General features: G+C 69.0%; 12 protein-coding genes. 8 read left to right on the forward strand and 4 right to left on the reverse strand.

What is annotated here, in order from left to right; all coding sequences use genetic code 11:
* Positions 1-79: 79 nt before the first annotated feature.
* The 4 genes from ABH933_RS01990 (at position 80) to ABH933_RS02005 (ending at position 4,299) form a co-directional block, all read left to right on the forward strand.
* A complete protein-coding gene (locus ABH933_RS01990; protein WP_429414447.1) occupies positions 80-487 on the forward strand; it encodes a PPOX class F420-dependent oxidoreductase in 408 nt (135 codons plus the stop codon).
* A gap of 110 nt (positions 488-597) precedes the next feature.
* Complete coding sequence (gene cobA / locus ABH933_RS01995; protein ID WP_429414449.1) at positions 598-1,866, forward strand: uroporphyrinogen-III C-methyltransferase; 1,269 nt, start codon at positions 598-600, stop codon at positions 1,864-1,866.
* A 159-nt stretch (positions 1,867-2,025) separates the two neighbouring features.
* Positions 2,026-3,492: an MFS transporter gene (locus ABH933_RS02000; RefSeq protein WP_429415684.1), complete on the forward strand. Its 1,467-nt coding sequence runs from the start codon at positions 2,026-2,028 to the stop codon at positions 3,490-3,492.
* A 132-nt stretch (positions 3,493-3,624) separates the two neighbouring features.
* A complete protein-coding gene (locus tag ABH933_RS02005; protein ID WP_429414452.1) occupies positions 3,625-4,299 on the forward strand; it encodes a Uma2 family endonuclease in 675 nt (224 codons plus the stop codon).
* 44 nt (positions 4,300-4,343) lie between these two features.
* Here ABH933_RS02005 and ABH933_RS02010 read toward each other — a convergent pair whose 3' ends face one another.
* Positions 4,344-5,138 carry an SDR family NAD(P)-dependent oxidoreductase gene (locus tag ABH933_RS02010; protein ID WP_429414454.1) on the reverse strand — a complete coding sequence of 265 codons (795 nt, stop codon included), beginning with the start codon at positions 5,136-5,138 and terminating at the stop codon, positions 4,344-4,346.
* Positions 5,139-5,348: 210 nt separating this feature from the next.
* On the opposite strand from ABH933_RS02010, the gene ABH933_RS02015 reads away from it, so the two are divergent.
* Positions 5,349-6,740, forward strand: coding sequence for an AMP-binding protein (locus ABH933_RS02015; RefSeq protein WP_429414457.1), 1,392 nt, complete (start codon positions 5,349-5,351; stop codon positions 6,738-6,740).
* 129 nt (positions 6,741-6,869) lie between these two features.
* Here the strand turns inward: ABH933_RS02015 and ABH933_RS02020 are convergent, their stop codons facing one another.
* Entirely contained in the window at positions 6,870-7,322 is a 453-nt protein-coding gene (locus ABH933_RS02020) for an Lrp/AsnC family transcriptional regulator (protein WP_215923710.1), read from the reverse strand.
* Positions 7,323-7,441: 119 nt separating this feature from the next.
* Here ABH933_RS02020 and ABH933_RS02025 point away from each other — a divergent pair, with 119 nt between their 5' ends.
* Positions 7,442-8,278, forward strand: coding sequence for a hypothetical protein (locus ABH933_RS02025; RefSeq protein ID WP_429414461.1), 837 nt, complete (start codon positions 7,442-7,444; stop codon positions 8,276-8,278).
* 137 nt (positions 8,279-8,415) lie between these two features.
* On the opposite strand, the gene ABH933_RS02030 is transcribed toward ABH933_RS02025, so the two are convergent.
* Together ABH933_RS02030 and ABH933_RS02035 are read right to left on the reverse strand one after the other, a co-directional pair.
* Complete coding sequence (locus ABH933_RS02030) at positions 8,416-9,375, reverse strand: alpha/beta hydrolase family protein (protein WP_429414464.1); 960 nt, start codon at positions 9,373-9,375, stop codon at positions 8,416-8,418.
* Positions 9,376-9,546: 171 nt separating this feature from the next.
* Positions 9,547-9,795, reverse strand: a complete 249-nt coding sequence (locus ABH933_RS02035) for a hypothetical protein (protein ID WP_429414467.1) — start codon at positions 9,793-9,795, stop codon at positions 9,547-9,549.
* A gap of 14 nt (positions 9,796-9,809) precedes the next feature.
* Between ABH933_RS02035 and ABH933_RS02040 the strand changes: the two genes are divergently transcribed.
* Together ABH933_RS02040 and ABH933_RS02045 are read left to right on the forward strand one after the other, a co-directional pair.
* Positions 9,810-11,420: a dolichyl-phosphate-mannose--protein mannosyltransferase gene (locus ABH933_RS02040; RefSeq protein WP_429414470.1), complete on the forward strand. Its 1,611-nt coding sequence runs from the start codon at positions 9,810-9,812 to the stop codon at positions 11,418-11,420.
* Between the two features lie 57 nt (positions 11,421-11,477).
* Complete coding sequence (locus tag ABH933_RS02045) at positions 11,478-12,137, forward strand: methyltransferase domain-containing protein (protein WP_429414473.1); 660 nt, start codon at positions 11,478-11,480, stop codon at positions 12,135-12,137.
* Positions 12,138-12,155 lie beyond the last annotated feature (18 nt).

The following is a 12,155-nucleotide window of genomic DNA, read 5'->3' on the forward strand; positions in this document are numbered from 1 at the left end:
GAAGCATCGGATGCTCCGAAAATTCCGCGGTATCGCGGGTACGGGAATGAGTCGGTGCGACGCCGGGTTCGCATCCGATATGACAGTGGAATTCTCCGATGGCCTGAAGAAGCACATCGACAACACCCCGGTGTACGCGACACTCGCCACGCTGAGCCGCGACGGGCAGCCGCATCTCACCGTGATCTGGATCGAACGCGACGGGGACGAGCTTGTGTACTCCACCACCGTCGGCCGCCAGCAGTACCGCGACATCGTGCGCGATCCGCGCGTCACGGTGATGATCGTGCCGCCCGAGAGCCCGTTCACCTACGCGGAGATCCGCGGCACCGTGACGATCACGCCGGATCCGGATAAGGAACTGCCGGATCGCCTGTCGCTGAAGTACACCGGCAAGCCGTATCTCGAGTTCAACCCGAGCTCGGTCAACGATGCCGACCGGGTGATCGTGCGGATCACCCCAGACAAGGTCCGCGGGCTGCTCTGAGCTTACCCACCCCGCCGGCTCCGCAAGCTCCGCCGGCTTGCCATCCCGTAGCTTTCCTCCAGCGTGGGCGGTTGCGGATCGGGCCCGCGCAGCCCGTAGGCTCGAAAATTGTGCCGAACACGCAGGACGATCAGCAAACAGGTGACCCGAACTATCTGGTCGGGCTCGATCTGGCCCATCGCCGAGTCGTGGTCGTCGGCGGGGGCACGGTCGCGCAGCGCCGGCTCGGCCTCCTCATCGCCTCGGGTGCCGACGTGCGCGTGATCAGCCGCACCGTGACCCCGGCCGTCGAGGCGATGGCGGCATCCGGGCAGATCGCCGTCGAACTGCGCGAGTATGTCGGCGGCGACCTCGACGGTGCCTGGTACGCGATCGCGTGCACCGACGAGCCGGACACCAACGCCGCCGTGGTGGCCGAGGCCGAAACCCGCCGCATCTTCTGCGTGCGCGCGGACAACGCCCGGCGCGGCACCGCCGTCACCCCGGCGACCGCGCGCTACGACGGCATGACCCTCGGGGTGCTCGCCGGGGGACGGCACCGCCGCTCGGCCGCCGTGCGCAACGCTCTGCTCGAGGCGCTGCAGTCGGGGATGGTCACCGGCGATTCCGAACCCGCCGCGCCCGGCGTGGCGCTCGTCGGCGGCGGGCCCGGTGATCCGGATCTGATCACCGTGCGCGGGCGGCGGTTGCTGGCGCGCGCGAATCTCGTTGTCGCCGATCGTCTCGCGCCGCCCGAGCTGCTCGCCGAGCTCTCGCCCGAGGTGGAGGTCGTCGACGCCGCGAAGATTCCGTACGGCCGCGCGATGGCGCAGGAGGCCATCAATACCGCGCTGATCGAGGGCGCGAAGGCGGGCAAGTTCGTGGTCCGGCTCAAGGGCGGTGACCCCTATGTCTTCGGCCGCGGCTACGAGGAACTCGAGGCGTGCGTGGCCGCGGGTGTTCCGGTCACGGTGGTGCCCGGCGTGACCAGCGCCATCTCGGTGCCCGCGCTGGCCGGGATTCCGGTTACGCATCGCGGCGTGACCCATGAATTCGTCGTGGTCAGCGGCCATATCGCACCCGATCATCCGGACTCCCTGGTGGATTGGCCCGCGCTGGCCCGCCTGCGCGGCACGCTGGTGCTGCTCATGGCGGTCGAGCGAATCGACAAGTTCGCCGCCGCTCTGCTCGAGGGCGGCCGTCCCGCCGACACCCCCGTCACCGTCGTACAGGAGGGCAGCCTGCGCACCCAGCGCGTGCTGCGCGCCGACCTCGCGACGGTCGCCGAGCGCGTGCGCGGTGAGGGCATTCGTCCCCCGGCGATCATTGTGATCGGGCCCACGGCCGGTTTCGCCACCGGCGCCCCCGCTCCTCTCGAATCTGCGTCCGGCGGGCAGTGATCCGGCCGAGGTCGAGGCCGGAGTGCAACAGCGCGCGATGCGGATCGAACGCGGTGCGCAGCCGAGGAGAATGGACAGTATGGCCGGGAGCGGGCGCATTCTTGGTACGGAAGGTATCGGTTACAGTGGCACACTGTGCCCGATGATCCCGCTGTGACGATGGAATATCCGGTGACCCAGCGGGCCTTCGGGCTGCCGATCCTGGTGCTCAGCGGTTTGAACCTGATGGTGGTGCTGGACGGGACCATCGTGATCCTCGCGTTACCGCGGCTGCAGGATCCGCATCAGATGGGGCTGTCGAGCTCCGGCAGTGCATGGACGGTCACGGCGTACGGCCTGACCTTCGCGGGGCTGATGCTGCTCGGCGGCCGGATCGGGGACATGTTCGGCCGCAAGCGAATGCTGATCATCGGTGTTTCCGTGTTCACGCTGGCCTCGCTGTTCTGCGGACTGGCGCAGGACGAGGCGATGCTCATTGCCGCGCGCGCCGTTCAGGGCGCCGGCGCCGCCATGGCCGCACCGACGGCGATGGCGCTGGTCGTCAGCACCTATGCGCCCGGGAAGGCGCGAACCCAGGCGATCGCCATCTTCGGGTCGATGGTCGCGGTCGGGTCGGTCGGTGGTCTCGTGATCGGCGGGGCGCTGACCCAGTTGAGCTGGCGGTTCATCTTCCTGATCAACGTGCCGATCGGCGTGCTCATCGTGCTCGGCGCCGTCTTCGCGCTCCGCGACACCGACCATCACCGGATTCCGCTCGACGTGCGCGGCTCGGTACTGGGCACGCTCGGATGCACGAGCCTGGTCTTCGGCGCGACCGAGGGGCCCGAGATGGGCTGGACCAGCCCGGCAATCGTGGGCTCCCTGATCGCCGGGTTCGTGCTGCTGGCCGCGTTCGTCGCCGCGGAACGATTTGCCGAGAACCCGGTGCTGCCGCTGGGCCTGTTCCGCGACCCCCAGCGCGCGGTGACCTTTGTCGCCCTGCTGCTCGGCTCGGGTGTGCTCGGCGCGATGACCTACTTCGTGGCCCAGTTCCTGCAGAACGTCGTCGGGTTCAGCCCGCTGGAGGCCGGCCTCGCGTCCATTCCGTTCACCCTCGGCGCCGGGGCGGGAAGCGCCGTCACCTCCATGGCCGCGCAGTTGGTCAAACCGCGGTGGCTGCTGGGCACCGCGGCGGTACTGCTCGCGGCGGCCGGGCTGTACGGTTCGACTCTGGACGGCTCGGTGCACTATTTTCCGACGCTGCTGATCCTGTTGCTGGTGGCCGGATTCGGCGTCGGCATCGTTATCGTCGTTGCGCCACAATGCCTTCTCGTCGGTGTGCCGGTGTCCGAGGTCGGGCCGCTGTCGGCAATCGGCCAGATGATCTTCGCGTTCGGTACTCCACTCGCGGTGGGGCTGCTGAGCCCCGTCGCGGCCTCGCGCACCCTGGCCATGGGCGGTCGAACGGGTAAGGCAGCCGATATGACCCCCCACGAAATCACCGCCCTCAGTAGCGGTTACACGCTGGTGCTGCTCCTGTGTGGCCTCGGTTCGATCGTCGTCGGCCTGATCGGTATCTCGCTGCGGTACACGCCCGAACAGCTGGCTCAGGCGCAGCATGCCGAGAAGGAAGCTCAGCAGTCCTGAAGCCTCGCCAGGCGATGGCTATGGATGTCCGGGTGCGGATGTCGGGATGAGCTGGGGTTTCGGGCCGCGGAGGGCTAGCGTGGGGGCGGATCGGGGGTTGGGGATGCCTCCGCGGTGGGGAAGGTGGGGTCGATGGGTACCAGGCCGGTCGAGCGGGTGCGGGGTGCTCGCGGAGGGTTTACCTATGAGCAGGTCAGTAGGCGGGATTTGCCGTTCGACTGGGAGTTGATCGCCGGGCGGATCGTTGCGCGGGGGCGAATCGGGTACTGGCACAGGGTTACTCGTGAGACGTTGGCAGGCGGGCTGCAGCGGGCGCGCCGCGCGCCGTATGCGGTATTCGCCGATCGGCGCCTGCTGGCCGATGAATTCACTGTCGCCAGGCCGGATATCGTGGTCGTCGACGAGTCACGGGTACCGGCCGGCTGCGCGCCGGAGTATGTGCCCGCCGAGTCGGTGGCCCTCGTGGTGGAGATCGTGTCGACCATCTCCCACAGCGACGAGTGGTTCCGAAAACCACAGCTCTATGCCGCCGCGGGAATCGCCAACTTCTGGCGCGTCGAGCGCGGACAGGACGACCGCCCGATCGTCTACCAGTACTGGCTCGACGACGAGTCCGGTGCGTACGACCCGGCGCCGGCCGGCGTTCACGCCGAAACCCTCACCACTGCGGTCCCGTACCCGGTGCACGTCGACCTGTCCGGGATCCGCGTCTGCGCCCCGGGTTCCGCCCGGGCGGCCTACCGGGTCGGCGGTAGCGCCCGCTTCATGCGATCCGGTCCCCGCTGCTCCGAGTGTGGCCGCGGATGAGTGCATACGGTGGCCGCGGCCGCCATCGTGGCCGGACGCGCGGTTTACCGCATGTCGCGGACGCGGTGGCCCTCGGCGAGTTGGCCCATGATCTCCGCGCCCATCCGGCGGGAGAGGCGGACGGAAAGTTTCGGCAGGGCCAGGCCGATGGCGCCGCCCAGCCGCAGGGGTGCCGGCGCGACATCGAGTTCGGCGATGTTGTTTTCCACCGCTTTCACCACCGCATCGGCGACGTCCTTGGGGGTGCGGGTCCCGAGGCCCCGCGGCAGGCTCGCGCCGGACTTCGCGAACATGCCCGCATCCCGGATGAAGCCCGGATAGATGCTGGACACTCCGACGCCCCGGTCGTGCAGGTCCTCGCGCAATGCCAGCGTGAATCCGCGGAGGCCGAACTTCGTCGCGTTGTAGATCGAGGCGCCGCCCGAGGCGGTTTTGCCGGACAGCGAGTTGATGAACACCAGATGCCCCCGGCCGCGGGCGATCATCTGCTCACCTGCCAAGCGCGCCAACAACATCGGCACACGCAGATTCACCGTGATCGCCCGATCGATCTGTTCGGGGGTGTAGTCGAACAGATCGCCCGAGCCCGGTAGGGCCGCATTGGCGATCACGACATCCACCTCGCCCGCCTCGGCGAGCAGGGACTGGACCGCGCCGTCCGCGGCGAGGTCCGCGACGACCGCCTTCCCGCCGACCTGCGCGGCCGCCTTCGTCACGGCCTCGGCCCGCCGCCCCGAGACGATCACGCTCGCGCCCGCCGCGGCACACGCGGCGGCGATCGCCTCGCCGATGCCGCCGGTGGCCCCGGTGACCAGCACCCGTGAACCGTTCAGTTTCATACCCGAAGTCTGCATGGACTACGTCTAGCAGCCAATGTGAGCGTCGTCGACATACCTGGGTAGGAATTCGCGCCTCCAGCCCGGAATTACCCGGCCCTCGGCGACTCGGTGCGAGGGTGGTCGGCGCGGTGTGGAACATGGCTTCGTTCGCGGGTGAGCTTCGATGGCCCGGTCCTGTCCGGTAGCGACGCCGTCGGTAGGCTCGAGCGGATGACCGAGCTACTGGCCGCGCGCATCGCCCGGCGGGTCGCCGCGCATCCGGAGGCGGCCGCGGTGGTGTCGCGGCACGGCGAGATCGGATATCGCGAATTCTGGGGGCGCGTCACCCGCACCGCCGCCGGACTGCTGGGCATGAATCGTGTTGCGGTGCTCCCGACCTCGGATATCGACTCGCTGGTCGCGGTGGTGGCGGCCATGCGCGCCGGGGTGAGCGTGGTGCTGCTGCATCGGCATCTGCCGCCGGATCAGCTGGCCCGGATGCTCAGGATTACCGCGGCCGGCGTGGTGATCGCGCAGGCGCGCCAGCATCCGCGACTGCGGCGCATGGGGCTCGAGGGACCGATACACACCGCCGCGGACCTGGAATCAGAAGGCCGGTTCGGCGTTGCGCAACCCGGCGGCGAGTTACTGGTCGGCATCACCTCCGGTACCACCGGTGAACCGAAATTGTTTGTGCGCAACCAGAAATCGTGGGCCGCGACCCTGGATCGCTCCGACGCCACCTTCGGCATCGGCGTGGGGGACCGGGTCGCGGTGCCCGGCGTGCTCGACCACACGCACTTCCTGTACGGCGCCCTGCATGCCCTGACCCGGGGCGCGACCGTCGACCTGCGGTCGGTCGAGATATCGCTGAACGGCGGTGCGACACACCTGTATTCGGTGCCGACGCTGGCCTGGGACGCCGTGCGATCGGTGCCGGGGCCGATCGGAAGCGTGCGCGAGGTGCTCTCGTCCGCGGCCCGCTGGCCCCGCTCGGGCCGGGAGGCGCTGCGGGCCCTGCTGCCGAACGCCTCGCTCGTGCACTTCTACGGCGCCTCGGAGCTGAGTTTCGTCTCGTTCGACCGCGGGCTCGGCTCCGAACTGGAGAATTCGGCGGGGCAGCTGTTCGCCGGGGTCGAGGCGCAGGTTCGCGACGGGCTGGTCTTCGTCCGCAGCGACATGCTGTTCGACGGGTACCTCACCGCCGCGGGCGTCGTGGGCGGTCCGGTCGACGGCTGGATGTCGGTGGGGGACCGGGGGCTGGTGTGCGGCAACGAACTACAGCTCTTCGGCCGCGCCGGGGACATGCTGATCCGGGCCGGGTTCAATGTGGACCTCACCGCCGTGGAGACCGCCCTGGCCGCGATCCCCGGCGTCGCGGAGGCGGCCTGCGTCGCGGTGCCGGACGCGCGCATGGGCGAGGTGCCCGCCGCCGCGATCGTCGCGAGCGCCGATGCTCCGACCGTGCCGGAAATTCGGCGGCTGCTCCGGGGCACACTGCCCGGGCCGAGCATGCCCGTCCGGATCCTGAGCCTCGACAGCCTGCCGCGCACACCGCGCGGGAAACTCGATCGGCCCGCCCTTACCGCCGCGCTGAGCGGGAACGAGGGCGGACACCGGTAACGCCACGGCCCACACGTGCCTGCCGCCGGAACGGTCGCCGACGGGCCGGAAGCGCTCGGCATCCACTCCCGTGATTCGCATGGTCCGGTGGCACCCATCAGTGCGGAAAGTGCATGGGGCGCAGGGTGATCAGTCCAAATCGAGGAGATTGCCCGCATCGATGTCCATGTCGTGCAACACGAGCCGGCTGCGGATCTCCCGGACGCCGTGCTGGCGCTTGAGCTGATCCACCACGGTCTCGTACTCCGCCGGGTCGATGCAGGCCAGGCGCAGCTGGTAGTCGTACTCCCCGGTCATTCGAGCCCCCGAAACCACCTGGCGGACAGAACGAACCGCGATCTCGAAGCTCAGGCGGTCGATATCGTCGCGCAGGCGGACGTCGGCGACCATGCTCAAACCGCGCCCCAGGGCGGCGGGATCCAACTCGGCCCGGAAGCGGCCGATGACGCCCGAGGCGTGCAGGCGGCGCACCCTGTCGGCGACGGTGTTCGCCGAGAGCCGCACATCCTTGCTGAGTTCGTTGTAGGTGCGTCGGGCGTCCCGCATCAGCAGCCGGACCAGTGAGCGGTCGATATCGTCCATGCATTGATTGTGAATAACTCGGCCTATCGAGGCAAGTGTCGAGCTTTAATCGGTGAGATGCTCCTATATCAACAGATTTACGAGCCATATTCGGGAGATGTCATGGAAACGTGAACCGCATGGATGTTCTGATTCTGCGCGTGGCCTTGCCGGTGATGACGATCCTTGTGATAACTGCGCTCCAGCGACGGCTCGGTCACCGACTCGGGGGCCGGGTGGCCGGTCTGCCCCTCTACTCCTTCCCCTTTCTCGCGATCATTCTGATCACCGACGGCAGAACCGCCGCCGCGCAGGCCGCCGCGGGCGTGGCCTCCGGTCTGCTGGTGGTGGTTGTGTTCGGCGTCGGATACGGCCGTCTCGGCCAGCGGCTTCGGAGCCCGCTGGCGGCGGTCGTGGTCACGCTCGGAATCATCGGCGCCGCACTGATACTCGTGGCCGCGATCGGATCCGCTCCCGTCATGGCGGTCCTTGTCGTCGTCGCGACGGCGGCCGCACTGCTGCTGTGGCCGCCGGTGGCAGCGCCCGCCGCGACGACGAATCCCGCGCGCTGGGAGCTGCCCGTGCGGATGCTGGTCATCGCCTCGATTATGGTGTGCCTCACCGAATTCGAGCCGGTGCTGGGCGCGCATCTGGCGGGCCTGCTGGCCTGCGCACCCGTGGGCCTGTGGATCATCGCCCTCACGACCCACCGCAGGGCGGGATTCCCCGCGGCCGAGAACCTGCTGAACGGCGCCCTGCATTCGTGCCCGGGCACTCTGGTCTTCGCCCTGACTCTCGCCTACGGCCTGCGCCCGTGGGGCGCTGCGGCATTCGGTATCGCCCTGATCGGACTGTTTGCTATGGATCACCTGTTTCGCCGATTGGTCGGCTGGGGACGAAATACGTTGCAGGCCGGAATATTCGGTCATCGGAGTGCGGTTCTCGAGAGTGCCGCAGCCGGTGGTCTCAGGCGGTGAGCCGATGAATGGGCTGCCCGGCAGGTGGAGTCGTGGTGTGGGGGCGCACCTGGTGCACGATGCGCCCGACCCGATCGTCGGGACGGCCCTGCTGTCGCGCCGAGGGTGATGGCCGGTCCCGCCCCACCGCGCGGGTTCTACTTGGATTCGATGCGCCCCAAGGGTTCTGGCATATCGCACAGCGCGGCGATCGCATCGGCCCAGGCGGAATCGCCGGGGTAGAGCGTGCTGCGCAGGTAGGCCCAGGTGAGCGCCCGGAGCGCGGCGACACGCTCGGGGTTCTCATCGGTTGTCTCCTTCGAGTCGTACCCGGACACCCCGCCCAGGGCATGCTCCGCGCCGAACAGCGTCAGCAGGCTCTTGGGACCCGGGCTGTGGAAGTACGCGTCGCTGCGCCAGTCCTTCCGCTCGGAGAAGCGCGGGCTCCAATCGTTGTCGCCGACGATCACCAGGGCGGGAGTCGTCATCGTCGCAAAGCTGGTGGCGCGCAGGACCGGATAGTGCTCCGCGGCGAAGGCGGAGACGTCCTGACCGCCGCCCGCCGGTGCCATCAGCACACCCGCCTTGACCCGGGCGTCGGCCAGATCCACCGGAGTTCCCTCGACCGTGACCTGCTGGCCGCACAGCAGCCCGACCGTGTGCCCGCCCATGGAATGCCCGACCGCCGCGATCCGGTCGTGGTTCAGGCGCCCGCTCAGTCCGGGAACGGCGGCCTCTATCAGATCGAGGTGGTCGAGGATGTGGTGCATGTCCCGCGCCCGCGAGCGCCAGTACAGCGGGGCATCGGGGTCGTCGGCTTCGCGCAGGCCCAGCATCATCGCATCCAGGTGGGTCGGCTGGATGACGACGAAGCCGTGCGCCGCCCAGAAGTCCGCGACCGGCCCGTAGCCGTGCAGGGACGATACGAAGTTCGACGGTCCGTGGCCGTGTGACAGCAGTATCACCGGCAAATCGCTCCCCGTGGCGGGTGCGGAGACCTTGATCCGCAGGTCCACTGTCCGGCCCGGCACCGGCAGGACCACCGGCGCGAAGGCGATGACGGGGGTGGATGCGGCAGCGATCGGGAATCCGGCAGCTTCGGTAAACGGTGTCTTCATAACGCCTCTTTCATCGAGTTCCGCGCGCACGGTCGGCGTCGCGGGAGTGTCCGCGCCCGGAATGAAAACGGAGCGCTGTTCCGGAACAATATGGAACAGCGCTCCGCTTTGTCAACGGATGCGCTAGGCTAGGTCAGCCGTCCGCGTCGCGAATGCGGGTCGGCAACGCGGTCAGTTGCCGGAGTTCGGCGGCCGAGAGCGCCCCGATGGCCGGGGCGTGCGCAGCATGATTTCGTTCGCGGTGGCGATGGCCGCGTGTCCGGCGGCCGTCAGCGTCACCAGCTTGCGACGCCGGTCGCCGGGATGGGGAAGGCGTTCGACGAGGCCGTGGGCCTCCAGCACGGTGGCGGTGACATGCCGGCCGCCGGAAACTGCGCGACTCGGCGCGCAACGCCGAGGATCGGTGGTGAGGGCGACCACATACCATCACTACTGTGGCCCAGGTGATCGATGTGCGACCGAGCTCCTCCAGTCCGGCGCCGCGACGCCCGTCCCCGGATTTCGGGCCCGCGGATCGGTTGCGCGGGTGGGTGGTCACGCTCGTGATCACCGCGTTCGCCGCGATCACCCGGCTGCTGAATCTGCCGTACCCGACCGATGGCGGCACGCCGACCTTCGACGAGAAGTACTACGCCCATCAGGGCTGGGAAATGCTCAACGGCGGTGGGGTGGAGGACAACGCGGCCTACGGCTACATCGTGCACCCGCCCGTCGGGAAGCAGATGATCGCACTGGGGGAGGCGATCTTCGGCTACACCCCGTGGGGCTGGCGGTTTTCCGCGGCGATCGTCGGAATCGTGCTGGTGCTGCTCGTCGTTCGGATCGCGCGCCGGATGACCCGCTCGACGATGCTCGGCGCGATCGCGGGAATTCTGCTGATCTGCGACGGCGTCACGTTCGTCACCTCGCGCATCGGCATGCTCGACATCTTCCAGGCGCTGTTCGTGGTGGCGGCGTTCGGCTGCCTGATCGTGGACCGCGACGTGGTGCGCGAACGGCTGGCCCGCGCGGATGCGCAGGGGCGAATCGCGGTGAGCGCGTGGGGCCCCCGGCTGGGCGTGCGGTGGTGGCGGTTCGGTGCCGGTGTGCTGCTGGGACTTTCGACCGGCGTGAAGTGGTCCGGCCTGTACTACATCGTGGCGTTCGGGCTGCTGTCGGTGCTGTTCGATGTGGCCGCCCGGCGGGCGTACGGGGTGCCGCGACCGTGGCTGGGCACGATCGTGCGCGACATCGTCCCGGCGTTGTACGCGCTGGTCGCGATACCGCTGCTGGTGTATCTGGGCAGTTGGGGCCTGTGGTTCGCGAGCGAGGACGGCTACGACCGGTACTCGGTGGGCAATGCGATCGGCGCCGGGGGCACCTGGTCCTGGATCCCGGACGCGTTGCGCTCGCTGTGGCACAACCAGGGCGAATCACTGAAATTCCATGAGAGCCTGACCAATTCGGGCGGTTACCACCATCCGTGGGAGTCCAAGCCGTGGTCGTGGCCGATGGGGTTGCGGCCGATGCTGTACCACTACGCCGACACCGGGGTCACCGGCTGCGGGCAGGCGTCGTGCGTGTCGGCGGTGATGCTGATCGGCACGCCCGCGATGTGGTGGGTGTCGCTGCCGATGCTGGGGTGGGGGATCTGGCGGACGGTGACCCGTTTCGACTGGCGGTACGCCGCGATGCTGGTGGGGTACCTGGCCGGTCTGCTGCCGTGGTTCATGGACCTGGACCGGCAGATGTACTTCTTCTACGCGGTGCCGATGGCTCCGTTCCTGGTGATCGGCATCGCGCTGGTGCTGGGCGACATCCTCGGCCCCGCCCCGTTCGCGCGCGGCGCGGCGTATCCGGGCGGCTCCGGGCCCGGCCTGTATCCGGCTGCGGTCGGGTCCCGGTTCCTGGCGCGCGGCGAACGGCAAACCCTGAGCCTGATGCTGGTGTGCCTGTACGTGGGGCTGGTCGTGGCGAACTTCGCCTGGCTGTGGCCGATCATGACGGGCTGGCCTGTCACGGTCGGCGACTGGCAGGCCCACCTCTGGCTGCCCAGCTGGCGCTGACTGCGGCGCGGGCACCCGGTGTCCGGCCCGCGGGCGCCCGTCGGTCAGGATGAGGGCATGCGGGACGCCGAGCGGGACCTGGCCGACACCCAGCGAGAACACTGGCAGCAGACCTATCGGGCACATCCGGAGATGTACGGCGACCAGCCCTCGCAGGCCGCGATCGAGGCGGGCGCGGTGTTCCGGGACGCCGGTGCGCGCGACGTGCTCGAGCTGGGCGCGGGGCACGGCCGGGACGCGCTGTATCTGGCCCGCCTCGGATTTCACGTGCGGGCAACCGATTTCAGCTCCACCGGGCTCGGCCAATTACAGGACCGGGCGCGTCTCGACGGGCTGTCCGTCGAGACGACGGTCGCAGACGTGCGCGAACCGCTTCCGCTGGCCGATGCGTCGGTCGACGCCGTGTTCGCCCACATGCTGCTGTGTATGGCGTTGTCCACCAAGGAAATCCTCGCCCTGGGCGCGGAGGTCCGGCGGGTGCTGCGGCCCGGCGGGACGCTGGTGTACACGGTGCGGCACACCGGCGACGCGCACTACGGGGCCGGAATCGCCCGCGGCGACGATATTTTCGAGCACGGCGGATTCGCGGTGCACTTCTTCTCCCGAGAGCTGGTCGACACCCTCGCCGACGGGTGGACCCTGCAGCGAGTGGAGGGCTTCGAGGAAGGGGAGTTGCCCCGCCGGCTGTGGCTGGTGATGCAGAGCCTGCCCGGGTGAGATCGCGGTGGGGTCCGG

Source organism: Nocardia sp. GP40, assembly GCF_050434125.1.
In the GTDB taxonomy this organism is placed as follows: Bacteria; Actinomycetota; Actinomycetes; order Mycobacteriales; family Mycobacteriaceae; genus Nocardia; species Nocardia albiluteola.